This window comes from Labrenzia sp. CP4, assembly GCF_001579905.1.
Taxonomy (GTDB): Bacteria; Pseudomonadota; Alphaproteobacteria; order Rhizobiales; family Stappiaceae; genus Roseibium; species Roseibium algicola.
The window spans coordinates 3,953,809-3,980,260 of record NZ_CP011927.1; the positions used below are offsets into that span (position 1 = coordinate 3,953,809).

The window sequence follows — 26,452 nt, forward strand, 5'->3', positions numbered from 1 at the left end:
TTCTTGTCTTCCACATACTTTGTCGCGGGATTCGATGCTGAAAGATTCGCCCCACAGCGATGAAAACCGCATGTTTTTCGGAAGATTCGCTCAATCCATGCGAACTCTCGCAAAACAAGCGGATGCGCAGGCGGGGCGTGTCGATCCGCGTCTTTGATGCAGACCGGTCGGCAGGCCTTTACGCGATGCCGACAATGAAAGGGTTCGATTTGGCGCGCTGTTGTGCGATTAGCGCAAGAGAACCGTTATTCCTGCACTGTTGCCGTTGGCATCGAGCACCGTCACATCCGCAAAACCGGGCGTGTCCGGCTGCCAGACAAGTTGCCTTTCCCGCTGCCCTGTGTGGAGGGGGCGTCCGTTCACAAGGAAGGAGAACGGCCCTGCACCGCCCTTGAACTTGACGACCAGAGGCTGCGCCGACTGTTCCAACGAACTGTCCCGTGCGAACCCAAGATCCAGCTCGGCTCCGTCCGGCGGATAGGATATCTGCAAGGTGTCACCCGTGCGAACCGTGCCGCGGTTTTGTGGCAAGCGGGCAAAGCGAAGCGGTTCGGGAACCTGTTGCCCGGCGACACTCATGGCTTCCGCCGGACCGTCCGGAAGCGGAACCCTGTCGGGTCCCAGGATCTGAAACGCCTCGAAGAGAATAGGTACGGCGACCGAAGCTCCCGTCGCCCCGGGCACTGGCGTGCCATCCGGGCGCCCCGACCAGATCGCCACCACATGACGACCGTCATAACCGACAGCCCAAGCGTCACGATAGCCGTAGGCTGTGCCCGTCTTGTAGGCGACGTGGTGTGTTTCTGCACTTTGCGGCTGCGGCAATCCGGAAAGAATATCGCCCACCATCCAGGAGGCCTTTTCCGAAAGGACACGGGCTGAAGACACCGGCGTCGTACCCTCTTCGCAGTCTTTGCGGCAAACGGACAGGGCTACCGGTTCGCCACCTCGAGCCATTGCGGCGTAGGCCTGGGCCAAGTCCCGCAAGGTCATGCCGAGACCGCCAAGGCTGATGGCAAGCCCCGGTGCGATGCCTTTCTCCATGACGGGATTGGCACCGGCACGTTTCAGCCGGGCAATCAGCCGTGCCGGCCCGACCGCTTCCAGCAACTTGACGGCCGGTGTATTCAGCGACAACTGAAGGGCTTCGCGCAGGGTGACCGTGCCCTGGTAGGACTGGTCGAAGTTCGTCGGCTGGTAGCCACCAATGTTGGTCGCCCGATCTTCAATGAAACTTTCCGGCAGACCGACACCTTCTTCAAAGGCAAGACCATAGATGAACGGCTTCAGCGTTGATCCGGGCGAACGTGTGGCGCGGGTCATGTCGACATGCCCCTGGCGGCGCGTGTCCAGAAGGTTCGGCGCGCCAACGCTGGCCAGAATTTCTCCGCTCTGGTGATCGGCGACCAGAATGGCCAGGGAAACTGGCGATGGCATCGTCTCGCTCTTCCGTCTCGCCAGGGATTCGATCGCACGCTGAAGCTCAAGGTCGATCGTCAACCGGTGGACAGGCAAGAGAGGCGCATCGGCACGCGCCTGCCGGCTTTCGTGCGGCGCCAGGAATGGCATTGCATAACGTATCGTCCGGACCGGTTCATTCGCAGCCGAAGCCGCATCCTCTTTGCCGAGGACACCAGCCACTGCTGCCCGGCGCAAGACACGGTTGCGGGCCTTGCGCGCCTGCTCTGGAAAACGGTCCGGCCGCCGCGCCTCAGGGCTTTGCGGCAATGCCACCAGCAGCGCAGCTTCCGCCGGCGTGAGACGCCCAGGTTCCTTGCCGAACCAGGTAAGGCTTGCCGCCCGAACCCCCTCCAGGTTGCCGCCAAAAGGCGCCCTGAGAGCATAAAGCCGCAAGATATCTTCTTTCGAAAACTCCGCTTCCAGCTGAACGGCCCTGAGTAGCTGCTCGTATTTACGCTCAAGCGACTTCGTCGGCTGCTCTTCCAGCAAACGCGCAACCTGCATGGTCAGCGTCGAACCGCCGGAAACTATGCGGCCGTTCCTGAGACTTTGCAGGGCAGAGCGAGCAAGCGCCAGCGCGTCAAACCCGCCGTGTTCGTAAAACCGCTTGTCTTCGAACGCCAGCAACATCCGGAAATAAAGCGGATCTATTTCTGGTAGTTCCACCGGCAAGCGCCATTTGTCGTCCTGGCTGGTGAAAGCCCGTAGAAGGCGGTCATTCCGGTCCAGAACGACAACCGACAGAGGCAGGTCGCCGACACGGGGCGGCGCGGACAGCGACGCATAGTCGTGCCCGACCTTTGTAATCAGGCAAACAGACAGCGCGGCGGCACCAAGACCGGCGGCAGCGAACCACCGCCGGATCATGAGCCAATTCCGCCGCGCCAACGTTTTCATCGTACGGTCGCCTTACCGCGTCGGGCCGAGAACAACCAACCTGCCGGTTGCCGTGATGGCGCGGCGGTCCGGACGATACATATCCTCTACCGACGCCGGCGGGTGCGAATAGTCGCCCGGGGTTGCAGCCCGCGCAAGATAGGCAAAGGTCAGTTCCTTGCTGCTCCAACGGGTCTGGTCCACGGCCACTTCGAAACGGTCCCTGTAGAACGCCGAATGTTCCGGCTGATCAACCGTATCGAGGAACGACAGGCCACCGATATCGCCGGAACGCACAAGCCGCGGATTGTCGATCACCAGGCCGGCAGGCAGGCGGTCAACGACCATCAACCGGCCCGGATGATCCGTCAGGGCCCGAACTGTGACGACCACAGCAAGCCGGGTGTTGACCGGAACCGCGGCCGGATCGATCGGATTGCCGTCAAGGTCGTAGACCGTGCGTTCAACCGCATAGTCCTTGCCACCTGCGGGCTCGGGCACCAGCGGCTGGCCGGCCACGGAGACAAGAAGCTCCGTTCCAGCGTCACCGTTGTTCTTCACCTCCACCGGGAAGTCGGCAACCTCGCGGCCAGCCAGCGACCAGGCGAGCCGTCCGGGCGTTACTTCACCACGAACGGAGATCCGGGCGTCTTGCGCGGATTCGTTGAGCGCATTCGCTGCCAGGAGCATCCAGGCCATGTCCTGTGTCGACCGGTATGGCTTGTTGGCCTGGGCCGTTTTCAGGAAGTCGATGGCTTCCGTCTTCAGACTGTCTTCCATGGACGCCGAAACGACATAGTCTGTCACGCCCGCGCTGTCGCGCAGGACGGAGCCGTAGTCGTCGCGATAGTACTTCGGAGCCTCCTTCGGCAGAGCGGCAAGAGCCGCCCTGAAACCGGTGGCCGCCCGGTCACGCTCGCCATAAAGGGCAAGCCCGGCAGCAACCTGTGCCTTGGCAAGCGGTGTTGCGAAGTTCTGCAGCTTGGCATCCAGGTAGTAGCGAAGATCGCCCATGGAGGCGCGGCCGTTGCGGGCCAGCACGTAGAGCGCATAGGCGATGTCTTCGCCGCCATCCTGGAAGTCGGAGGAATAGGCCAACCTGTTTTCCAGATTGTCCAGTGCCGAAGTGAACGCAAGATCAGGCACTAGATATCCCTTTTCGCGTGCACGGGTCAGGAAGTCGGTAACATAGGCATCCAACCAGGTATCACCGCCGCCGTAGCTGTTCCAGAGACCGAAATCGCCGGAAGAGGACTGGTTCGACAGGATCTTGGCAATGGCCTTGACCACCCGTTCCCGAATGGCACTATCGCCGCCAAGCCCTGCAGCCTCGGCAACTTCGCTGAGATAAAGCAGCGGCAAGGCACGACTGGTCGTCTGCTCGGTGCAGCCATAAGGATAGCGGTCAAGTGCCGCCAGCAGGCCGGCGACATCGATGCTTGCAGCACCACCGGCAGACAAGGTGATGTCAACCGTATCCGCCCGCAGGCCGTCGAGGGTGTCCGCATCCAGCGAGAGGCTGTCTCCGGATGCCAGCGAGAAGCTGGACTGACGGACAACTTCAGGCTGGGTATCTTCAACCTCGAGGCTGAAACGCTTGACGAAAACTTCGCCCTGCGGCCCGGTCAGCGACGCCACGACTTCCGACTTCGTCAGCATGTCTTCTGCCGAAACCGAGAGCAGCACCAGGGCTTTCTTGCCGTTTTCCAGATCCAGCGTACGCGACTGATCCGTGCTGCCGCCTTCCAGCCGAAGGCCGTCAGCGACCGAGATTTCGAGCGCATAAGAACCGGAAGGGCCATCGACGTTGTCGATTTCCAGGGAAATTCGCGACTGGTCTCCCGGTGCAAGGAAGGCGGGTGCGCTTGCCGTCATCACGACTGGTGAACGCACTTCCACTTCCTGGTCGGCATGACCGACGCCATCCTTTGTCCAGGCAACTGCCATCAGTTTGACGGCGCCGTTGAAGGCCGGGATATCGAAGGAGACGGTTGCTTCGCCAGTATCGCCCACGGTTACAAGTCCCGAGAACAGGGCAAGCGGTTCTTCATCTGGCGGAGGTGCATCGAGCCGCATGCCTGCGGCATCTCCTCCGGAACGGACGCGCCCGCGGGTTCCAGCCATCCGGTCGATCAACTGGCCGTAAAGATCACGGAAGTCGGTGCCGAGACGCCGCTGGCCGAAGTACCATTTCTCCGGATCCGGTGTCTTGAAGCCGGTCAGGTTCAAAATGCCGACGTCAACCGCGGCAATCGTCAGATACGCCTGGTCTCCTGCTTTCAGGTTCGCGAGTTTCACCGGAACGTCCAGTGTCGTCTCGGGCAGAATCCGGTCAGGCGCAGACAACTGCACGTCAAGCGCCCGGTCACCCGGGTCGACCTGCAGCCAGGACAGACCGACTGCCCGTGACGGCATTCGCTTCTGGTCCAGGTCCATCGGCCGGTAGAGGCTGGCCGTGACATAGGCCCCTGCCCCCCAATCGTCGCTGACAGGAATCTCGACCTCGGTTTCCTCGGCAGTCACTTCAACGGTCTTGCTGGCCAGCAATCCGCCGGAAACAACATTGACCACGGCAATACCGGCCATCTGCGGCTTGAGGCGCAGCTTGGCGGTGTCGCCGGGCCGGTAGCTGGTCTTGTCGAGGCCAACGTCCAGATAATCAGGCGTATCAGAGGACGCATCGGCAGAATACCAGCCGGCATTGAAGGTGACGCGCGTCGAGGTCTGCAGCGTTCCGCTGCCTTCAACGTCGAGACGGTATTCACCCCATTCGACCGGAAGGGATAGCTGTGCCGGCTGTCCAGCAGTCACCTGCACGGTGCCGGTGGCAACACGGCGGGTGGTGGTGATCGGCTCATAGGACCAGTTGCCGTCATAGCGGTACCATTGATACCGACGATCGACCTTGGACAGGGTCCAGCCGATGTCCGCTCCGTCGACTTCCTTGCCGTCTTCATCGATGACGATTACGGAGAAATCGGCCGGACCGCCTTCATCGACACCGCCGTCGAAGGCGGGTTTCACGCCAATGCGTGGTCCGTCGATGGCAACAGGCAGGTCCATGTCCCGTTCAACGTAGCGGCCACCCGCCTCCACCAGGCGTGCGATCAGCTCGCCGGTATAAAGCATGGTCGTCTCGGGAAGTTCGGGCATGAACACGTCGAAGGTAAGCTTGCCATCTTCATCGGTCTTCAGGCCCGACGACAGGGAGCCACGCTGTGTATAGGCATCCGCATCGGCAATGCCGAACTGATAGCCCGGGTGGGCTTCAAGCGTGCGGATGGGCCGCACGATGACATCACCTTCCAGCGTCTGGCCGCTGGCCGGAGAGCCGTAGAGATACTTGGCGTCCAGCGATACCGCTGTCGGTCCGGTACGGTTGAAGGCCTTTGCATCTGTTTCAAGTTCGAAATCGACTCGCTCGGGCTGATAATCTTCCACCAGGAAGGTCTGCTCGGTGAGAGCCCTGCCCTTCGGATCGGCGAAAACCTGCCAGGACCAGATACCCTGCTGAGCCGACGCCGCCAGCGTCACATCCTGAAGGTGGCCACCGAGCCCGCCGTCGTTCACGGTAAAGCGGGCGTGCTCCACACCGTCAGGCCGATTGAAGATGAAGGTGAGCGGAAAGTCTTCCTGAGCGGTTGCACTTGCATTGCGCAGCAGAGCCTGCGCGTGAACGGTTTCGCCGGCCTTGTAGATACCGCGATCCGTCCAGGCAAAAACGTCTAGCGGCCCCGGCGCTGCACGTCCTTCGACACCCCGGTCGGACAGATCGAACGCCGGTTTGCGCAGGTCGAGGAAGGAATAGTCGCCCTCGGACGTTTCGGCCACGAGAATACCGGGGGCCTGACCACCTCTGCCGCGGGTAAGGCCGACGGCAAATTCCGCAAAGCCTTCCGCGTTGCTGACAGCTTCACCGAGAATGTCGTTGTTGACGGCCAACAGCCGTACGGTCACGCCCTCCAGTGCCTCAGCGCTTGTGAGAGACCGGATATTGGCGGCAATGCCGTTATCGCCTGAAAGGGCCGTCAGGCCCAGATCGGACACCAGGAACCATTGCGTTGCCAGCGTGCCCCAGCGGTTCTTCTGATCGAGCTTGGACCGCGCAGTCATGGCATAGACGCCCGGTTTCAGCTCGATGCCGGTTTCCGAAATCGGTATGGCGGTCGTGATGTCCTGGTTCAGGTCGTTGCCGGTCTCGACAATTCCGGACCAGACCTTCTGACCCAGTTCGTCCTCGATCTGGTCTGCCCGCCAGCTGTCGAGCTGCCGCAGGAAGCGGTTGTCACGCAGAATATCGGCGATGGAGCGGTTGCCGATGCGGTAGATCGAGGTCTCGACTTCAGAGGTGTTCACGGAAACGATCGGAATGGTGGGGTCGCCACCAGCTGGAAGAACGTAGGAACGGCTCAAAAAGCTGACGGAGGGAGACCGGTCTTTCACATAGACAGTCAGGTCCGCGGTCTTTTCCAGCTTCTCGCCATCGGCTGCCGGCAAGCCGCTGCGTGCGGTGATCTGATAGCGGCCGCCATGCTTGAGACCATCCGCACAGATTTGGCTGCCTTCCGCCTCGATCGCGAAAGTACCCTCGCCGCTTACGCTGACATAAGGGCTCATGTCTTCGCCAAGCGGCAGTTTTTGCGAGAAGACCAGGCAAATCCGAGGCGACGCGCTGTCGGAATCGACTTCGTGATCAACGATCCGGAAGCCGTGCTCGGCAACCAGATCCGCGTATTGCCGACGGACGCTGGAATTTTCCTCGACCGCCAACGATGCCCGCAAGGCCTTGATCGCGGTCTTGTATTCGCTGCTGCGGGTCATCGCGCGGCCCACAAGTTCAAGTGCCAAGGCGCGCTCAGGTGCGCTGACCGACCGCAGATAGGCATTGATCGAGGCTGATATCGCGTTCTTGCGCTTGGTTTCCCTGTCCTGCCAGTTGTCTGGATCCTGCAGCAGCAGGGCGGTGGTGAGCTGGGTCCAGGCATCAAATTCACCCGGTTCCAGCTTGATCAGCTGCAGGAAGTCGGCTTCTGCCAGTGCGCCGTTACGCTCGCCGAGTGCGTCCTGACCGTTCCGTCGCAGCTGATCCGCAGTCTGCCCGTTCGGGCGCACCGAATTTGCAATGCTGAGGGAATAGGTCTGTGCGCTTTCCAGCTGGGATTTGGGAACAAAAACCAGCTCTGCCTTTCGGTCTGCGCTCTGGTCGGCGCGTGGCGCCTTGACTTCAACGACCCGTCCGGCGATCGCACCGGCAAAACTCTGCAGTTCGCCATAGTCGGTCTTCAGAAAACACCAGCCTGCAGAAGTGTTGAAGGTGAAAGCGCGGCACTGATTGTCGCTGAGGCAGACGGATTTGCACCCGTCCAGATCCACGTCTTTCACGGTGCGATAGTCACCACCGAAGAAATCCGCATCATCGATGGTGACAATACGCCGGTCCTGCGCGCCTGCTGCGGTGGCCAAGACACCGGCGAAACCGACGCTCGCTACAAGAAGCAGCGCGCTTTTGGCAACCTTCTTGAAACGATGCTTGAAATTGAGGGAAAGCTTTTGGGAAACAAACGAAAAAACGAACATGGCCAATCCTCCGGGGCCTATAATTTCCCCTATCAAGTCACTGGATCGTGACAAGGACAAGGCAAAATAGTTTTTAGAGTGAACTCTCCTGACACAAGGGCGTGGTCGCGCAAATGCAGACGAGATGGTCTGAGAGTTCAGCCAATCCTGCTGACCAGTTCCTCGATCAGCAGCGCAACTTCCTGGGCCGCCTTGCTGGATGGTGCGTCCTCGGTCACGGCGCGGCCTCTGCCCATTGCAGAGGCAAAGACGGTCCGGTTGCCCAGGCGGGCATTGAGCGCGTCATATCCCGAAGCGGCAATGGCGTCCGCCATCTCGCCTGTCAGGGACGCGCGGGGCGGCACGCGGTTGAGCACCAGAAGTGCGGGGGTATCTTCACGCGCAGCCATCTCGATCGTCTGCGAGGTTGCCCAGAGATCGACCGGCGTCGGCTGGATCGGAACGATCACGAAGTCAGCGGCGTCGATTGCCGGCTTGGCATCACTGTCGGTCTTGGGCGGTGTATCGATGACAACGTAACCATGGGACTTTGCGAGCGAACGCGCCTCACGCCTTGCGCCCCAGCCTGACGCGGTGCGGAATTCAAGACCGGTATTGTCTTCGCCAAAGTTGTCTTCGCGTGCCTCGAACCAGGTCCCCAAAGAGCCTTGCGGATCCACATCGAGGATTGCCACCGGTTCGCCGGACTTTTTGGCAAGCGCAACGGCAAGATGGGCCGCAAGGGTTGTCTTCCCCGACCCGCCTTTTTGCTGTGCAACCGTCAGAATCCGCCCGGACATGCCTAAACCTCCAGAATTTCGCCAATATATTGCGCTGATGTTTTTCGCAACGCAACAAATCTATGTCTTATCCAAATGAATTTACGTTGCGTTTCCGGAATTATGGCTATGATCACCAGTGGTATTTTTTAAAAACTGCCGTCAAGGGAGGCGCACCTGAAGGAACTGCAAGAGCGAAGCTGGGCCTTGCGATGGCGCAATCCGGCGTTCTGCAAACGCCTTTTGTATGACGCGCTGAAACGGCAGCCGGAACCGGAACCCGGCAACCGTCCCCTTCAGTTCAATCTTGCATGGCTGGAGCGTTGGTCCGGTCATTTCGATGCGGCGGCAAAGCTTGCAGACAAAGCCTTCTCGATGATGGATCCGAGGCAGGATCCGGAAGGCTGGTCCGAGCTTCTGGTCATCAAGTCGGTTTGCGTCTACAGCCTCGGTGAACTCAGCCAGGCCGATGCCATTCTGGGAGAAAGCCTGGAGATCCTCGGCGCGGCAACTCACGGACGCGCAGGTATCGAGCCGCTGACCGTGCTCGCCAACATGTGCGCCTATTATCATGACTACGAAAAGGCTCAGTCCAAGCTTCAGGAAGCCATGGACATCGCTGATCGGCTGGGCCTTGTTTACGAGCGTTCGCACATCCTGCAAACCCTATCGCGCACTGAATTGCGGTGTGGCAGTCCCGAGGCAGCCGTCGAAGCGGCAAAGGCGTGCCTGGAAGATGCCCTGGAGCATCGCAACGCCGTGAACCTGCCTTACGCCTATGAAGTGCTGGGAGCGGCGCTGGTGGAAACCGGGGCATTGAAGGAGGCGCGCGCCTGCGCCGCCAAGGGCCTGGCAGCGGCACAGTTCAGCCAGGATCACCGGGTTGCCTGCCACCTTTACTACGTGCTCGGATTGAGCCTTTTCGAAGAGAAGCGCTATGACGAAGCGCGCGCCGAACTGGAAAACGGTCTGCTGAACGCTGCCGGTGCCGACTATCACCACTGGACGCGAAACTTCTACCTCAAGCTCTCCCAGACCCACGAAGCCCTGGAAGAACACCGCAGTGCACTCGACTATCTGAAGGCCTATGTGAAACTTCAGAAGAAGATGTTCACCGAGGAAACGGAACGCCAGAGCAACGATTTCCGGAACCGTCTGGAATTCCGGCTTGCACACAGCAAAGCCGATTACGAGAGGGAATTGCGCACCAGAACCGAAACCTTGAACACGGAATTGCAGGAGGCGAACACGAGCCTTCTTGAACTCAACGCCCAGATCGAATTCAACGCACTGCACGACGCGCTGACAGGTGTCGGCAATCGGCGCATGATGTCGAAATTCTTCGAAACGACCCGGCTCAGCGTGGGCCCCGGCGTCAAAGTTGCCGCCATTCTGATCGATCTGGACCGGTTCAAGACCGTCAACGATCACCATGGCCATTCGGTCGGTGATCAGGTCATCAAGGCAGTGGCGGAACGGTTGTCGGATTTGCTGCAACAAGATGAGACGATCATCCGGATGGGCGGCGACGAATTCCTGATCCTGTCGACACGGCGCACTGACGCGGACAGTCTATCCGCCCTAGCAGACAGGATCGTTTACGACATCAACCTGCCGATCCCGATCAAAGGGGCGGTGGACAGGACAGTCGGCGCAAGCGTCGGGGTCTCGGTTCAGGCGAACGGCCCGGACCTCGAATATGAGCTTCTCAGGACCGCGGACGAGGCCATGTACCAGGCCAAGAAAACGGGCCGGAACAGAAGCTGCCTCCATTCCAGTGTGCCGCTTTCCATTCCCCAGAACGCTTCCTGATCGGCACCTGTCAAGCAAGGTTCACCCTATTTCAGCCGGTTGCCCGTGGGCTATTTCCCCCCCAGCACCGAATACACATTCCAGGACGGACGTCCTGTTACCGGGAGGCCGTGGCGTGCCTCGGCCTTGCGGATGCCTTCACGTGTGGCCGGGCCGACCTTTCCGTCCGGTTCACCGACGTTGAAGCCGTTGCGGTTGAGAAGCTTCTGCAGCTCCACACGCTGAGCACGGGAAAGACCGGGGTTGTCCGTCGGCCAGGGTGTCTTGAACGGGTCGCCGCCTGATACGAGTTCCGACAAAAGGGCGATCGCCAGACCGTAGGAGGTTGATGCGTTGTAGGAGCGCAGGGCCCGGAAGTTGCGGGTCACCAGGAAGGACGGGCCACCCGCTCCTGCCGGCTGGATCAGCGCTGCATCCAGATTGCCGGAAAGACCGCCGCCGTCGATTTTGGTGAAGCCTCTTTTGGCCCAGGTCGACAGGGAGGAATAGTTCTTCAGACCCGACGGCCCACTGTAACTCTTCGGTGCCTTGACCTCGTATCCCCAAGGCCGGCTGTTGCTCCATCCGGCATTTTTCAGAAAGTTTGCCGTTGAAGCCAGAGCATCGGGGACAGAATTCACCAGGTCCTTGCGGCCGTCGCCGTCAAAGTCGACCGCAAGACTGTTGTAGGTGCTCGGCATGAACTGGGTTTGCCCGAAAGCCCCTGCCCAGGAGCCGACGAAGTCTTTGGCCGGCACATCCCCTCGTGAAGCAATCTGCATGGTCTTGATCAGTTCGCCCTGGAAGTATTTCTGGCGCCGTTTGCCGGCGCAAACCAGATTGGCCAAAGCATGTGGGGTGTAGAAATCGCCGCGGAAGTTGCCGTAGTCACTCTCGATGCCCCAGACCGCCAGAACCACGTGCCGGTCGACACCGTACCGCTTTTCGATGGAGGTGAGTGTGCTGTTGTGTTTTTTCAGGTTTGCCTTGCCGTCCTGGATCCGCTGCGCGTCGACCAGAAAGGCCATGTAATCCCAGATTTCGGTCTTGTGCTCAGGCTGGGACGTCGAGAACCGGATGACCTTCTCGTCAAAGGTTGCACCTGACAGCATGCGCTCGGCGATGTCCGGCCGGACGCCTGCGGCAACAGCCTGTTTCTTCAGGGATGCAACACAGCTTTCGATCGCAAAGGCCGATCCTGCCATGGCCATCATGGACAGACCGGTTCCGAACGCAACATTCACAAGATGATTTCGCATGCCCTGGCGCACAGCCCCCTCCGCAGCTTCGAAGCAATTTCCGAACGCTGACACGCTAGCGCGACATAAATGCGGCAAAAAGGGGGTACCTGCAGTTATCAAGATAAACCCGGTGCCGTTACCGCGCCGGGTTTATCACTTTCAGGTCAGACGGACCTATTTGCCTTCAATCAGCTTCCGGCGCAGCCAACCTGAGGTCTGATCCATCAGGATCACGACAATGATTGTCAGGATGATGATGTAGCTGGTGTTTTCCCAATCGCGCGAGGTCTTCATGGTTTCGACCAGCAAGAGACCGATCCCCCCCGCCCCGAGAGCACCGATGACCGTGGCTGACCGAGTGTTCGATTCCAGGTAGTAGAGGACCTGGGACACGAAGACCGGCAGGATCTGCGGGATCACACCGTAGCGATACCGCTGGATCTGATTGGCGCCGGTCGCCCTAACGCCCTCGACCTGCTTGTTGTCGATGTTCTCCAGCGCTTCGGAAAACAGTTTGCCGAGCGAACCGGTGTCGGTGAAGGCAATTGCCAGAGCCCCCGTCAGCGGCCCGAGACCGAAGGCGCGAATGAAGATCAGCGACCAGATCAGCATGTCGATGCCGCGCAGGAAATCGAAGAGGCGGCGTGTTCCGAACCGAAGCAGCTTCGACGGCGTGAAGTTGCGAGCTGCAAGAAACGCCAGCGGCAATCCGAAGAATGCGGCCGTGAGAGTGCCGAGAACGGCCATCATGATGGTTTCGAACAAGGCGGTAAGAACCTTGCCGTGCTGCCAGTCAGGGTTTTCCAGAAACTCGTTCACGATGAACCAGATGTTCGACGTTTCCGGATCCATTCGGTCCGAGCTCAACGCCAACGCATAAAGCTGGCTGAAGGACATGCCGTAAAGTGGTGAGCGGAACGGAAACCAGAAGTTCTCCCAACCCCCGAAATAGTTGTGAACCTCGATCTTCGTCTTGGTGACCTGAAGGCGCCGATCAAGGGTCGGGCGCACATCGAGCTTGCGCGGGTCGATCTTGATCCAGTCCGGTGCCGGCCTTGCCGGCAGAACCGTTTCGACACCATCGGCAGTCGCGGTGCCCTCCACCACGCCATAGCCCGGGATGGTGAACAGGGCTGTCCTGCCATCGATCTCGACCTTGTAGCCATCGCCGAGGTCAACCACACCATTTTCGCCGCTGAGCTGCACCCAGTCAGGCACCTTGGCGTTGTCGTAGGTAGCGGTGCGCTCGCCTTCGATCGCAACTTCGAACTCGTTGTCCCGGAAGCTCTTTGTGACGTGAACTTTGTAGGCGACGCTATCCGTTGCCAGGATCACCGCCCGTTCCGGCTGGGCACGAGAGAGCAGTTCCGGCACCCCGAAGGCGAACCACGTGTAAACGAGGTAGGTGAAGATCGCGAGCGGCACGACGACAGTGAGCCATGCGCGCCGGCGGACCTGGTTCCAGACCAGAGCCTGGGTGACAGGTGTTTCGAGCGTATCGACGGTCATGAGATTTCCCCTCAATGCGCCCGGCCGGACCCGACCAGCTTGCCGCGCAGATAGGACGACAGTTGGTCGATGGCCATGATGGTTATGAACAGAAGGACGAAGATAGCGGCGGTTTCATCGCCTGCACCCTTGCCCCAGCCGATCGTGCGGCGAAGTTCCTGGCCGATGCCGCCAGCGCCAACGAAGCCGAGAATGGCAGAAGCACGCACATTGATTTCAAGGCGCAGTAGGAAATAGCTGAGATAGTTCGGCGCCACCTGGGGCAGCACCGCAAACCGGATGCGTTGCAGCCAGCTGGCCCCACAGGCCGACAGGCCCTCGATGGGCTTGCGGTCGATGTTCTCGTTCACTTCGGAAAAGAGTTTGCCGAGCGCACCTGCGGTATGAAACGCAACAGCGATCATGGCTGGTACAGGGCTGGAGCCGAGTACGAAGATCAGGAACAGCGCAATGATCAGTTCGGGAAAGGCACGTGTGATGTCCATGATGCGGCGAACCACCGGGATCAACGGTCCCCAGCTGTCGACATTGCGTGTGGAGGCCATGGCCAGCACCACCGCCATCGCGCCGCCCAGAAGGGTCGCAACCGCGGCAATGTTCAAGGTTTCCAGCATGGCCGGAACGAACTGCAGCATCAGCGAGAAAAAGGCCGGACCGGCTTCAAAGGCTTCTACGACGATCTCGCCCGGATAGTCGAAGAATTTGGAAAGACCCTGAATAAATCCACCGGAATTCATCGAATTGGATTTCGAATAACCGGAGACCAGAACCGCTACGACCAGCAGCAACCCTATCAACGAATAGAGCTGGCGGCGTTTGCGCATGGACAGGATTTCCTGCTCGAGTGCGGCAACAGCCATTGTTTGGGACCTTTACTTGATGCTCACTTCATCCGAAGCGGGGTGGCTTAGCTGGATCAACTCTTCGAAACCTGGCGATCCTCGCCCTGTGGAGCCACTTCTGGCGGAAAGTCGATTCCGCTGGCCGATACTTGAGAAAACGCGGGCCGGAGACCGGCCCGCGCGGAGATCGGAAGTTCCGATTACTCGCTCTTTGCCTTACGGGCAGCGACGATGGACTCGTAAGCCGCATGGGTGATCGGTTCGAAGCCGCGTGCTTCACCGGCCATCACGCCGTAACCACATTCCTTGTCTTCCTTGACGAGGTTGGCCATCAGCTCGGTCATCTTTGCCTTGATGTCGTCCGGCAGCTTCTTGGACAGGACAACCGGGCCTTCCGGGATCACCGGCGAACGCCAGATTTCCTTGATCTCGGTCATGTCGACCAGACCCGCATCGGTTGCCTTGCGCAGAGCGCCGGAATTGTAGCCGTCTTCCCATTCGCCGAGACCATCAGCCCAGGTCACACCGCCGGCGATGTCGCCGTTGAATACGGCAACGATGGTCTGCTCGTGACCGCCGGTGAAGACGACGTCGGAGAAATACTCACCCGGCTTCATGGAGTAGCCGAGTTTCGGGATTTCGATGGACGGGATCAGGTAACCGGACGTGGAGTTCGGATCGCCGAAGCCGAAGGTCTTGCCCTTCATGTCTTCCAGGGAGTTGATCTCGCTGTCGACGCGGGCAAAACCGATGGAGTAGTAGCCGTAGCTGCCGTCGTTGTTGACCTTGACCAGAACCGGCTCAACGGCTTCCGGGTCGGTCAGGAAGACTTTTGCGTAGCCGGAAGCACCGAGCCAGGCCATGTCGAGGTTACCGCCGAGCAGGCCTTCGATAACGCCGTTGTAGTCTGCCGGAGCAAACAGCTTTGTCGGAACGCCGAGCAGTTCCTCGGTCTTTTCGCGCAGGCATTCGTTGGCACGCAGACGGTCGGAAGCATTTTCGCCGCCGAGCAGGCCGATACGGAATTCCGTGATTTCCGCTGCACCGGCAACAGAAGCATTCAGAGCGATCATGCTGACGGCAGCAAGCGCAGCAACTTTAGCAACGAGTTTCATTTGGGACACTCCCCGAGAGTTCTCAATTTTGATGACGTTAAGCGGGTGCGCAGCCGGATCAGACCGCTGCTGCCGCCGGGGTCATCGCACCGGCGGATTCTCTGGAACCGGACTGGCCGGCATCGATGGCGGTGGATGTCGCCGCCTCGTTAAAGCTCTCATCGGCACCGTAGATTTCGCGTGCGACGGCTGTGGTCAGCGCTTCCGGCGCCCCGTCGAACACGAGGAAACCGTCGCGCATGCCAATCACCCGGTCGCAATAGGTCCGGGCAGTGTCGAGCGTGTGCAGGTTGCAGATGACGATCTTGTTGTCGCGCTCGTGAATTTCACGCAGCGCATCCATGACGATCTTGGCATTCATCGGATCGAGCGAGGCAATCGGCTCGTCCGCCAGGATCATGTGCGGGTCCTGCATAAGAGCGCGGGCAATCGCAACACGCTGCTGCTGACCACCGGACAGCTCCTCGGCCCGCTTGGTGGCTTCCTGGGCAATGCCCAGTCTGTCGAGCGCACCAAGCGCCGAATTGACGTCTTCCTGGCTGAAGATGTTGAAGAGGCTCTTCAAGGTGCCGTGACCGTTGAGGCGCCCCAACATGACGTTGGTGACAACATCCAGGCGCGGCACCAGGTTGAACTGCTGGAACACCATGGCGCAGTCGCGCTGCCAGCGACGCATCATGCCACCTTTCAGGCTGAGAATGTCCCGGCCATCGAACAGGATCTGTCCGGCGCTGGCAGGGGTCAGCCGGTTGATCATGCGCAGCAAGGTTGACTTGCCGGCACCGGACCGACCGATGATCCCGACCATCTGCGGTTTTTCGATATTAAAACTTACTTTGTTGACCGCGGTCCGAGACCCGAAGGTCTTGGTGACTTCCTGAAATTGAATCACGCGCCAGCCCTGTCCGTTGTGTTCGTCGTGCTGCGCGACAAGAGCCACCGGACCATTACAGAAAAATGACATTCCTTTGTCGGGGAGCCCAAAATTTTATGACAAATCAATGACATCCCGGCCTGAAGCATCGGCAGAACAACCATCTCCAGCGGGAATTCCGCAGCGCTCTCAGCGCTTTCCGAGCCCCCTTGGCGTCACACATGCCTGGCTGAAATTTACTCGGAAATCAGTGCTCAAATACAAGGCTTCTACCCGCCAAATGCCGTTTTCACCGCTGTGGATGCATGCAAAAAAAGTGATGGGAGTCACGCCAGTGTCATCAAAGCGTCACGACCGGTGCCAGCAACACGGCTACAAACCGTTTCCGCACTCCTTCCAACGCTATTTGGAGCATCCATGTCCGCCCCGACCCAGAAGCCTTCCCTGACCGAAGCCCCGAACATTCACCCGGAGGCCAGGGTGCTGAATTGTGATCTCGGCATCTGGACCGAGGTTGGTGCACGCACGGAAATGCGCGAAAGCAGCATGGGGGACTATTCCTATATCGTTCAGGAAGGCGATGTCGTCTGGTCGACCATCGGCAAGTTCTGTTCCATCGCCCGACGCGTCCGCATCAATCCGGGAAACCACGCAACCTGGCGCGCCTCCCAGCACCACTTCACCTACCGCGCTGCTGCCTATGACCTTGGCGAGGACGACGCGGATTTCTTCCAGTGGCGCAAGGACGACTGGGTCACCATTGGCCATGATGTGTGGATCGGCCACAATGTCACGGTGCTTGCCGGCGTCTCGATCGGCACCGGAGCTATTGTTGCAGCCGGGGCAGTCGTTTCCAAGGATGTCGCCCCCTACACCGTTGTTGGCGGTGTGGCCGCCAGGGAAATCAAACGGCGTTTTACCGAACAGCAGGAACAGGCGCTGATCGATATCTCCTGGTGGGACTGGTCCCATGAAGAGCTGAAGCAGCGGCTGCCCGATTTTCGCAAGTTGTCGATCGACGCGTTCATCGAGAAGTATCGCTGATCCCGCAGGTGGCGCGGACACCTGCTCAGGTGAGCCGTGCTTCTTTTCCCGCTGCACAAAATTCCCGGGACGCGTTACACTTGCACCATGCAAACAGAAACCGCCGTTCTTGAAAGCAGTCTTGGACCGTCGCTGCGGCGCTGGCGCGTACTGAACCGGGTCAAGCAAGAAGCTCTGGCGCATGAACTTGGCGTCTCGCAGACGAGGATATCGCGCTGGGAGAGCGGCAAGTCGCAACTGGATGACAGCGACAGGGCGAAGATCACCCGTCTGTTGAGGGCACGTCCGGAGAGCGCCGCCGACAAGGCCCTGCTTGATCTTGTCTCCCGGTCCGCAGTTCCCGTGCATCTGGTCTGCGACCTCACACACAGGCTGCTGGCCATATCCGTACCGCGTGCCTGCGAATGGCGCGCACCGGTGAACGAGTTTCTGAACCGGCCCCTATGGCGTTTTGCGTCCGAAGGCATCCGGGCAACGGAGCACAGACTGACCGACTATGGCTGGTTCGAGCCGGATGCTCCTGACATTGTCTACCGAACGGAACACGTCGATTTCCCGGAAATGACCATCCCGGAGAGCATCATCCGGATTTCGCGCCTGCCGCTGTCAGACGGACGGTTTGCGCGGCTGGTCCGTGAAGAACAGGATGCCGCATAAATTATGCGGTAACTCGTCTGGCGCGGTGGCCCGCAATAATCTGGCCGCCATGACAAAGACGCCCCCTTCCCTCGATCTTCCTGAAATTTCCCACACCAGACTGACGGGCCTGCTGGACTTCCTTCAGGCTGCAGAGCAGCTGAAGGACACGCTTCGCTCGGGTTCGACATCCGGCGGCAGGCCGGAGAGCACTGCCGAACATAGCTGGCGACTAGCCTTGATGGTTCTGTTGTTCGAACCAGAGCTGAAAGAAATCGACATGCTCAAACTCCTGAAGCTGACGCTTGTGCATGACCTGGGCGAAGCCATCTCCGGAGATGTCCCCGCTCCACTCCAGTCGCCGGGTGACGACCGACAGGAACGCGAGAGGCGGGACTTTCTGACCTTGTGCGAACCGCTGCCGGGTGACGTGGCTGGCGAGCTGACCTCCCTCTGGGATGAGTATGCAGCGGCACGAACCTCTGAAGCCCGACTTGCCAAGGCGTTCGACAAGCTGGAGACCATGCTTCAGCACGTTCTGATGCCAAGGCAAGCACCTTCATTTTATGAGTTCAACCTGGGTTACGGCCGTGATCGCACCGATTGCAGTGCTCTCACGCGCCAGTTGCGTGACGAAGTCGACGAGCTGACCCGCACCATGATGACGGGCGCAGGACGGGAAATCGCCTGATTGCACCAGAGACTTTGCCGCTCAAGGGTGCCTGGCGCCTTGCCGGGCGGTCAGCAAAAAAGGTCAGGCAGGTTCTTATTTCTCGTGTTTGGGTTTACCCTTCTGGTTGTGCCGTCCAGTCACTGCCGGAGGAACCAGCATGTACACCATTCTGCCCCGCAGCCAGGGTGCCGTTCTCGGTGTCGAGATTTCCGGAAAAATCGATATTGATCAGGAAAAGAACCTGATCGCCAAGGCCGAGGAGATGATTGAAGATCAGGGCAAGATCAGCGTTCTGGTCGTTCTTGGCGATCATGTCGGCGTTTCCTTCGAGGCCGCTAAGGCGGACATCCGGTGGGTGCTTGCCAACATGCAGCATCTCAACAAGATCGCCATCGTTACGGACAGCAAGCTGCTTGCCGCCCTCGTTGCGATCGACGCCACGTTTGCACGGATGGTCGGCATTCAGGAAAAGCACTTCGACCGGGATGAAATCGATATCGCCTGGCACTGGATCGAAACGCCGGTCTGAGGCCAAGCCGTCGGCGATTTCTGCCACTGAGGCTGCCGTCCAGCCTCATCTGACAATTCAGTTCTGGCAGGTCAGCCCTGGCAGGTCAGTCCGGAAACTCAGGCGTCAGCGAGCTGTTCATCACTCAGGAAGGCAACCTGGTTCACTTTCCCGTCCCTGACCTCGATCATCTGGCCCTGAGGCACTTCCATCCAGCATCCGCGGGCTTCATCCAGCGGTTCGGACACCACCATCACACCGTCGTCATACACCCGGTAATAGAGCGTCGGCGCCAGGTTGTCCGAAGCATAGCGGGCGGCATAGAGCGTTTCACCATCCGACCAGCCGGCAGCAAAACGCATGTGCGGCGTCGTTCCGGCGTATTTGGACAGGGCTTCTGCTTCGAACACAGCTCTCGCCATGGCCGCGCGCGGGTGGAGATTGAGTCCATAGGCGAGCGCGACCAGAAACAGACTTTCGCTGTCGGTGCCGCCAATGCGGTCGCGGTAAAGGTCGTCCGGGATCATGTTGTCGAGGCGACGCTTCACCTTGTCGTAGCCGCCGACCTGACCGTTATGCATGAAGGTCCAGCGCTGGAACGTGAACGGATGGCAGTTGTCCCGCGTGGTCGCCGTTCCGGTTGAGGCGCGCACATGTGCCAGGAAGTGGCGAGACCGGATGTGCTTGGAGATCTGCAACAGGTTTGGATCCGACCAGGCGGGCCGGACGTCCTTGTAGACACAAGGAGTGTCCCGGTCGCCGTACCAGGCAACGCCGAACCCGTCGGCATTGACCGATGTCTTGCAGGACAGCGCGTTGCGGCTCTGGTCGATCAGCGAATGCGCCGGATCGCAAATGACTTCTTCCAGGTATTTGGGAGCTCCGCTCCAGGCAGCCCAGCGGCACATGTCGACTTGGTGTCCTTCAAGCAGCGTCTTGCATGGCCTTGAACCGGGCCGTGGTTTCATCGCACGCGTAGTAATCCGCGGCCGGATAAGGATGCAGCGCCAGATCTTCGACGGCGGCAATGATCTTGTCCGCCTTGTCTACTGTCATGAGCACTGAAAAATTGAGCCGTGTCCAGCCGGGTTTCTTCAGTTCTTCACCGGAAAGAATACCGACCCTCAACGCTTCGGACTGTTCCGGACCGATATCCAGCAACCGATGGGCATAGGGTCCGGCACAGGCGCAGCCACCACGGGCCTGGATGCCATAGATGTCCGACAGCATGCGGGTGACGAGCTGCTGGTGCACATAGCCTCCGCGTTCCAGATCCTTCACACGGAACGAGAACACGGGTAGCACGTGACGGGCCTTGTCGTTTCCGAGGATCTCGATCGCCGGATTGTCACGCCAGACCGCCAGCGCTTTGGCGCGCCAGGCGGCGTTCCGCTCGTCCATGAGCCGCTGCCCAATGGCTTCCTTGACCAGAAAGGCGAGCGCCGCCCGGATATCGCCGATCACGTTCGGCGTACCGGCTTCCTCGCGGGCTGAAAGATTGTCTGAATAATCGTGAGCCCAGGGTGAGACGAAGCGTACCGTCCCTCCGCCCGGAAAGACCGGTGTCGCCTTGCTGACAGCTTCCTTGCGCACGATCATGACGCCTGACGCGGCTGGCCCACCGATGAACTTGTGCGGCGAGACAACAACCGCATCTTTCTGGGCATCCGTGCCGGCTTTCATATCTACCGGGAGGTAAGGGCCGGAACCCGCGCAATCCCAAACGCTGAGCGCGCCGTAACGCTTCAGAATGTGTGTGACCGCCACGTCGTCGGTAACGATGCCGGTTACGTTGGACATCAGCGAAAATGCTCCAACAATCAGCCGGCCGGACCCAGCCTTGCGCAAGACATCCTCCAGCTCGGCGAGATCAGGTCCACCAGTCTCCGCTTCGTCTATCTCGATCACCTCCGCTCCGCTCTCGCGCCAGGGCAGAATGTCTGAGTGATGTTCATAGGGACCGATCACAACAAGTGGCTGTTCGCCCTGCTCTGCCGCGGCTGAAACACCAAGAAGATGTACAAGCCGGTTAAGGCCCGCGGTTGCCCCCGAGCCGCAAAAGACCGTCGCGTAGCCCAGGTCAGCCCCGCAAATGCGGGCGATTTCAGATCGCGCGGCCTCGCGCATTCGTGTCATTGCGCTGCCGCAGTAGGAAGCCTCGGTGTGGCTGTTCGCGTAGACCGGCAGGATTTCTTCCAGAACGAAATCCTCGACCTGGCGCAGTGCCCGCCCGGAGGCGACGTAGTCGGCATAGATCAGCTCGCGCTCGCCAAACGGGCCTGAGATGGTTGCCCCCTCGCCGATCAATCCCGCGCGCAGGCGGGAAACCAGGTCCGGAGATTTCAGTTCCTCGATGAAATGATCGAGTGCCGTGCCTGTTTTTTGGGTCATCTTGTGCTCCGAAACGCCTTTTTCGGATCATACGACCCCTTTCACTGGGATATCTTCACCTCATTCGATTGTTTTACGCTCCAGATCGTGTCAATTGATCGAACATGGAGAAAAAATTCGATCATATTGATCGCGCGCTGCTGCGCGCCCTGCAACGCGACGCACGTCTTTCGCAAAGAGACCTTGCCGACAAGGTCGGTCTTTCCCAGAACGCCTGCTGGCGCCGGTTGAAAACGCTGTACGACAGTGGATTGATTGAAGGACATACGATCCGGCTGGACCCGGCGCAGCTCGGGTTGAATCTCACGGTCTTCGTGATGATCCGGACCCGGCACCATTCCAAGGAGTGGCTGGAAAGGTTCAGGGGCGAAGTGGTGGCCATTCCGAACGTGATCGATTTCTACCGGATTGCCGGAGACTACGACTACATGCTGAAAGTGGTGGCCGAAGACATGAATGCCTTCGACCGCGTCTATCAGCGCCTGATCGAGAAAGTCGATCTGGATACGGTCACGTCGTACATGACCATGGAATCGATCGCGGATGCCCGCGACCTTCCAATCTAGGTTTTCTCAACGGCGGCGTCCGCCACCTCCCCTGCGCGCACCGCCACCGCCGCCATGACGTTGCGGGCGTGCCTGCGGACGTGAGCGCTGAACGTTGCGCTGCCGATTGACCTGCCGGTTGCCTGCCGTTCTCGCCCGGTTGTCCCTGCTCAGGTGTGCAGGCGCCTGGGGTCGGGCCGCCGGACGTGTGGCAGGGCGGGTCGCCGGTCGCTGCACATTCGGCTTCTGGATATTCGGTCGTTGCACATTGGGGCGCTGAACGTTGGGACGCTGCGCCGGTCGTTGGACGTTTGGGCGCTCCACATTCGGCTTTTGAACATTCGGGCGTTGGACGTTGGGACGCTCGATATTCGGACGCTGGCCAGCAGGCAGGTTGGTCGGGCGTTGAACGTTCGGCCGGTTCTGGATCTTGTCGCCAAGGGGGCGGTTGGCAAGGGCTGCTCCTGCGCCGGCGCCAATCGCTCCCCCGGCCAGTCCGGCACCAATGTCACCCACGCGGTCCTGGATTGCCTCGCGGGAGGGCGCAGCGACTTCGCCCCAACGACCACCCTCGAATTTCTGCCATTTCTCGCCGTCGCGGCGATAGACGCTACCGTCCCGGCCGGCAAAGACGTCACCACGACGATCAAGGTTCGCTACACGGCCCAGATTGCCGTCCTGCTTCCAGCGCTGCACGGCGCCAGCCTGGATATCGCGCGTGCGTGACCATTCCGGCCCGCTTACGACCTTTCCGCCCCAGGAGCCGTAAATGCCCCGGGCTCCGCCAACCACGACACGATTGCCGGTGCGCGGATTATAGGCGCTGATGAAGCCTGCACTGCCGCGCGGGCCGCTGATGGCGGCACCACGAATGTAGCCGCCCGTACGCGGATTATAGATGCCGCCGCCGGCGATGCCGCGCAGCGGACCGTAGGCATAGCCATAGCGTCCGAAAGTGCCACGGACCGGATTGTAGAAGGCACCGATCCCGTAGCTCACCGGACGCGGGAAGTAGATCGGGCGCAGCCCCGGACGGTACCAGGGCCGATAATAATAGCCTGTGCCGTAAACGAAGACGCCCCAGGACAGGAACCCAGCCAGATAGCCCATCGTGTAGCCGTACCAGACCGCTCCCGGTTCGCTGTCGTAGATGCGCACATAGGTGGTGTTGTAGACCGGGGAAGACGGCGGAATGGTGTAGATCTCGTCAGGAACCGCCGTGGCAACTGTAAATGGTCCTTCCGGGCTGTCTCCGACAAACCAGACACCGTCCTGCAGCACGTAGTATTTCGCACCGACCTGGATCACCTGGTCGCTGGTATTGACCGCGTAGGACATCGACGTGCCGTCGATCTTCTCGAATTCCGGATCGCCGGCATAGGAGACATCCGCACTGACGGAACCGACCTCAACGCGAGCCGTTGTCGGAATGCTGGCTTTCAGCCGTGCCTGCGAGGCTTCAGAAGTGCCTGGAATGGACGAACGGACCGAATAGTAAGGCGCGTCTTCCGGCAGGTTCTGAAAATCGGAGGGCATGTCCGGAGTGGTGAAAGTCCACGGCCCGTCGAGCGAGGTGGACTTGAACCAGCGGCCGGATACCAGAATGTACCAGGTGGACGTGGATTTCAGGAAGAACACGTCGCTTTCGGTGTTGGACGCCCATTCCAGATCGGTGCCATCCACCGGTTCCAGAGCCGGTTCGCCGTCAAAGACGATCATTTCGGCCGGTGTGTCTGAATAGATCACCTTCGGCGGAGTATTGTCCGCGAACGGTTCCCCCGGGATCGCTTCCCGGGTTTCCTTCCAGTTATCGTCATCTGGAAGAGACCCGATCAGATCCGGCAGCTTGTCGACCGCTTCCCACCCTGCCGAGACGTCCTTGGTTTTCATCCAGGATTTTTCATCGCGCAGATAGAGTTCGCCGCTCTCGTCGATTTTCAGAATGTCCCAGTTGCTGTTGACCACGAAGCTGAGCCCCTGATCACCCTTGACTGGCGCAAAGATCGGCGTGCCTTCGGTCTGCACGAGAATGGACGGCTCGGTAGAGACATAGATAGGCGGTGCTTCCGAACTCAGGCCCTGGACATCCTCCATGCGCTGGTATTCGGCAAGGCCTGCGGTAATCCGATCCTCTTTCACGGTGATCGTACCGGTCGGCATGATCTTGCCGACCTGAAGCGACAGGTCAGTGAGGGATTCCCGGTCCAAAGCCGAAAAGTTCAGTTCCGTTACCTGGATCTGGTTGATGTCAACTTCGCTCTTGTCGGTGTCGGCCACGGTCGCGCCGCTGACACCGATCACACCAAAGACAGGCTTGGCATCCTTGTCCTTAATGTATTCCGCTGCCACCATCGCCTTCAGGGTCTTGAAGTTGTCCCACTCGGTGAATTGCGGCTGGTAGAGCACCAGCGTCGCCCCGGCGTCGGTCTGGAAAGACCGCGGCCAGCCGGTCGTCTGTTCCGGCTCGCTAAGCTGAAGATACTGTCCGCTGACAAACCCGTTCTGGCCGTTGTAGCTGATTGAACACCAGGCCCCGCTGTCATCGCAGTTCTCCATTTCGACCTGCGTGCCGGACGGCACCGTTCCCAGTGAGCCGAAGTTCGTTCCCGGGCCTTGTCGGAAATTCACGTTGGCGGTCGTCAGGGCCGGCGCGGCAAGCACGCCGTTTACGAAAACCGTTTGCAAAATCAAAGTGGAAGACAAAAGAACGGAAAGAGACTTACGCATTGGGACCTCCCGGGGGCCGGTTCAACCAACCCTGTCGATGTCGGTGCATGTGTCTGTGCACGTGACGGGAACCTGTGCGTTCCCGAGGCAAGCTAAATTTCGTTGTCACGCCTATTCCCTGTGAGGGGCGTCACGGGTAAATCTTACGTGGAGTGATATTCTATCCGCAAGATCACGTTGAAAAAAACTGCATTTCGACCAGGAGTTTAAGGGAATGGTGAAGCGTTACGCTCTGGCAGCCGTATTGGCGGGCTTGGTCTCGATCGGCTCTTTCCCGCTCGCTGCTCCGCAGAAAGCCTGGGCAGAGATATTTTATTGCCAGAGCACGCGCACACCCAACGGCAGCGAGCCCTACTGCAACTTTATGCTTTTCGACAAGGCCTTCACCCGCCACATGCAGGTAATCGTCGCCCAGGGCGCGCGGCGGGACGTGGCCGTGAACGGCCGCTACGACGTCTTCTGCGTCCTTGTTCAAAACCACAGGAACGTGCCGGACAATTTCGCCTACCGGAAACAGCAGTGCAAGAAGTCGGACACGGGCCGAGAATACCAGGTGCCGATCCGCGCCATCAACCTGCGGCGCGGACGGGATGGCTTCAGTTCCAACAACGTGCAGTCCCTGTTGCCGAAGGAACGCTGGTAGCCCTTTCTCGCCTGCCGGACTGGCAAGAAAAAAGCCGGCACGACAAATGTCGTACCGGCCAGGTTTCCAGAGAAAAATCGTCTTGTCAGCAGGCGACGGAGGAAAGCGCCTGAGATCGTAGCGTCACGGCCTGACCCGTACGGGCAGACTGCTGTGCCGCCAGCCCCATTTCCACGGCCCGCCATCCGTCTTCAAGCGTCACTTCAGGTGACGGCTTTTCACCGCGTACGACAGCCACGAAGCCTTCGTGCTGATAGAATGTCGAGCCGTTGTGGTCGCCTGCATCGAGGATCATCGGGTCAACCGGAATATCGATCTGGCGCGGTCCCTTCGGGTACCTGGGCGACACGACAAGCTGAGGCACCGGCGGCTCGCCGAGGTGTTCTGGCCAGAAGCGTCCGGGACCCGGCACGAAGGCTTCGATCTTGCCTTCCGGGCCAACGGCCGACACTTCTTCCTGGTAGCGGGAGCCTTCGGCAAACATGCAAAGTTCCAGCATGGCCCGTGCACCGTTTTCGAAGTCGACGATCACATAGCCATTGTCGAGTATGTCCGGCTGCTCGCCATTGTAGACCTCGTCCTTGTGGTTGGCATCCTGGCCGGCCGACGCCATCACGCGGACTGGTTCGCATTGCATGATCAGCCGCATGAGATCGAAGAAATGGCAACACTTTTCAACGAATGTACCACCGGAGTAGCGGTTGAACCGGTTCCATGCGCCGACCTTGTCGAGGAACGGAAAACGGTGCTCGCGGATCGTCAGCATCTTGATGCCGCCAGTGGCTGTTTCCGCCTGCTCGATCAACGCTGCGATCGGCGGCATGTAGCGGTACTCCATCGCCACCCACACGGGCGCCGGATAGGACGCCTTGAAAGCCTCCAGCTCGGCAACATCCTTGGGATCGGTGAAGAGAGGCTTTTCGACGAGAAGCGGCAACGAGCGCTTGCGGCGAATTTCTTCCATCTGTGGCACATGGCAGTGGTTCGGGCTGGCAATCAGGATGCAGTCCAGTTCGTCCACTTCCAGCAGTTCCGAAACGGAATTGGCAAATCGCGCAAGAGGCGCAAATCTTGCGGCCGCTTCCGCCATTCCGGCGTCCGGCTCGAAGATCACCGTTACTTCGGTGTCCGGCAGGAGTGCGATGTTGCGCAGGTGCTCCTGCCCCATCATCCCGCAGCCAATGACACCATATCTTACCTTTGCAGGCATTCAGTCCTCCATGCGCGGTGGCATTTCTCGT

Annotated in this window: 19 protein-coding genes; 7 read left to right on the forward strand and 12 right to left on the reverse strand. The window is 59.8% G+C overall.

Annotated features, from left to right (window positions below; genetic code table 11):
• Positions 1-228: 228 nt before the first annotated feature.
• The 3 genes from pbpC to parA form a co-directional block, all read right to left on the reverse strand.
• Entirely contained in the window at positions 229-2,328 is a 2,100-nt protein-coding gene (gene pbpC / locus ACP90_RS18200) for a penicillin-binding protein 1C (protein ID WP_208993361.1), read from the reverse strand.
• A 42-nt stretch (positions 2,329-2,370) separates the two neighbouring features.
• A complete protein-coding gene (locus ACP90_RS18205; protein WP_062489189.1) occupies positions 2,371-7,914 on the reverse strand; it encodes an alpha-2-macroglobulin family protein in 5,544 nt (1,847 codons plus the stop codon).
• Between the two features lie 137 nt (positions 7,915-8,051).
• Complete coding sequence (gene parA / locus ACP90_RS18210; protein ID WP_023000188.1) at positions 8,052-8,693, reverse strand: ParA family partition ATPase; 642 nt, start codon at positions 8,691-8,693, stop codon at positions 8,052-8,054.
• Positions 8,694-8,879: 186 nt separating this feature from the next.
• Here parA and ACP90_RS18215 point away from each other — a divergent pair, with 186 nt between their 5' ends.
• Positions 8,880-10,484 (forward strand): tetratricopeptide repeat-containing diguanylate cyclase, encoded by a 1,605-nt coding sequence (locus tag ACP90_RS18215; protein WP_145915796.1) that lies wholly within the window; start codon positions 8,880-8,882, stop codon positions 10,482-10,484.
• Positions 10,485-10,534: 50 nt separating this feature from the next.
• Here ACP90_RS18215 and ACP90_RS18220 read toward each other — a convergent pair whose 3' ends face one another.
• From ACP90_RS18220 to phnC, 5 genes are all read right to left on the reverse strand, one after another.
• The gene (locus ACP90_RS18220; RefSeq protein ID WP_055659212.1) at positions 10,535-11,722 is read right to left on the reverse strand and encodes a lytic murein transglycosylase; all 1,188 of its coding nucleotides are present in this window, start codon (positions 11,720-11,722) and stop codon (positions 10,535-10,537) included.
• 156 nt (positions 11,723-11,878) lie between these two features.
• Entirely contained in the window at positions 11,879-13,213 is a 1,335-nt protein-coding gene (gene phnE, locus ACP90_RS18225) for a phosphonate ABC transporter, permease protein PhnE (protein ID WP_062489193.1), read from the reverse strand.
• An 11-nt stretch (positions 13,214-13,224) separates the two neighbouring features.
• Positions 13,225-14,073, reverse strand: coding sequence for a phosphonate ABC transporter, permease protein PhnE (gene phnE / locus ACP90_RS18230; RefSeq protein ID WP_023000192.1), 849 nt, complete (start codon positions 14,071-14,073; stop codon positions 13,225-13,227).
• A gap of 182 nt (positions 14,074-14,255) precedes the next feature.
• Positions 14,256-15,170: a phosphonate ABC transporter substrate-binding protein gene (phnD, locus tag ACP90_RS18235; protein ID WP_023000193.1), complete on the reverse strand. Its 915-nt coding sequence runs from the start codon at positions 15,168-15,170 to the stop codon at positions 14,256-14,258.
• 58 nt (positions 15,171-15,228) lie between these two features.
• Entirely contained in the window at positions 15,229-16,062 is an 834-nt protein-coding gene (gene phnC, locus ACP90_RS18240) for a phosphonate ABC transporter ATP-binding protein (protein ID WP_055659582.1), read from the reverse strand.
• A gap of 399 nt (positions 16,063-16,461) precedes the next feature.
• On the opposite strand from phnC, the gene ACP90_RS18245 reads away from it, so the two are divergent.
• The 4 genes from ACP90_RS18245 to ACP90_RS18260 all read left to right on the forward strand — a co-directional run bounded on the left by ACP90_RS18245 (position 16,462) and on the right by ACP90_RS18260 (position 18,926).
• Complete coding sequence (locus ACP90_RS18245; RefSeq protein ID WP_055659209.1) at positions 16,462-17,088, forward strand: DapH/DapD/GlmU-related protein; 627 nt, start codon at positions 16,462-16,464, stop codon at positions 17,086-17,088.
• Positions 17,089-17,175: 87 nt separating this feature from the next.
• Positions 17,176-17,745, forward strand: a complete 570-nt coding sequence (locus tag ACP90_RS18250; protein WP_062489195.1) for a helix-turn-helix transcriptional regulator — start codon at positions 17,176-17,178, stop codon at positions 17,743-17,745.
• Positions 17,735-18,415 carry an HD domain-containing protein gene (locus ACP90_RS18255; protein WP_353612646.1) on the forward strand — a complete coding sequence of 227 codons (681 nt, stop codon included), beginning with the start codon at positions 17,735-17,737 and terminating at the stop codon, positions 18,413-18,415. The genes ACP90_RS18250 and ACP90_RS18255 overlap by 11 nt, the downstream gene beginning before the upstream one ends.
• A 139-nt stretch (positions 18,416-18,554) precedes the next feature.
• Positions 18,555-18,926 carry an STAS/SEC14 domain-containing protein gene (locus tag ACP90_RS18260; protein ID WP_023000198.1) on the forward strand — a complete coding sequence of 124 codons (372 nt, stop codon included), beginning with the start codon at positions 18,555-18,557 and terminating at the stop codon, positions 18,924-18,926.
• 98 nt (positions 18,927-19,024) lie between these two features.
• Here the strand turns inward: ACP90_RS18260 and ACP90_RS18265 are convergent, their stop codons facing one another.
• Both ACP90_RS18265 and ACP90_RS18270 read right to left on the reverse strand, forming a co-directional pair.
• The gene (locus tag ACP90_RS18265; protein WP_023000199.1) at positions 19,025-19,813 is read right to left on the reverse strand and encodes a class II glutamine amidotransferase; all 789 of its coding nucleotides are present in this window, start codon (positions 19,811-19,813) and stop codon (positions 19,025-19,027) included.
• Between the two features lie 16 nt (positions 19,814-19,829).
• On the reverse strand, positions 19,830-21,296 hold the full coding sequence (locus ACP90_RS18270; RefSeq protein WP_062489197.1) for an aminotransferase class V-fold PLP-dependent enzyme: 1,467 nt from the start codon (positions 21,294-21,296) through the stop codon (positions 19,830-19,832).
• Between the two features lie 104 nt (positions 21,297-21,400).
• On the opposite strand from ACP90_RS18270, the gene ACP90_RS18275 reads away from it, so the two are divergent.
• Positions 21,401-21,862 carry an Lrp/AsnC family transcriptional regulator gene (locus ACP90_RS18275; RefSeq protein WP_023000201.1) on the forward strand — a complete coding sequence of 154 codons (462 nt, stop codon included), beginning with the start codon at positions 21,401-21,403 and terminating at the stop codon, positions 21,860-21,862.
• Positions 21,863-21,868: 6 nt separating this feature from the next.
• Here the strand turns inward: ACP90_RS18275 and ACP90_RS18280 are convergent, their stop codons facing one another.
• Positions 21,869-24,568 carry an SH3 domain-containing protein gene (locus ACP90_RS18280; RefSeq protein ID WP_062489199.1) on the reverse strand — a complete coding sequence of 900 codons (2,700 nt, stop codon included), beginning with the start codon at positions 24,566-24,568 and terminating at the stop codon, positions 21,869-21,871.
• A 214-nt stretch (positions 24,569-24,782) separates the two neighbouring features.
• Here ACP90_RS18280 and ACP90_RS18285 point away from each other — a divergent pair, with 214 nt between their 5' ends.
• Positions 24,783-25,211: a hypothetical protein gene (locus ACP90_RS18285; protein WP_023000203.1), complete on the forward strand. Its 429-nt coding sequence runs from the start codon at positions 24,783-24,785 to the stop codon at positions 25,209-25,211.
• Positions 25,212-25,296: 85 nt separating this feature from the next.
• Here ACP90_RS18285 and ACP90_RS18290 read toward each other — a convergent pair whose 3' ends face one another.
• On the reverse strand, positions 25,297-26,421 hold the full coding sequence (locus tag ACP90_RS18290) for a Gfo/Idh/MocA family oxidoreductase (RefSeq protein WP_062489201.1): 1,125 nt from the start codon (positions 26,419-26,421) through the stop codon (positions 25,297-25,299).
• Between the last annotated feature and the right edge of the window lie 31 nt (positions 26,422-26,452).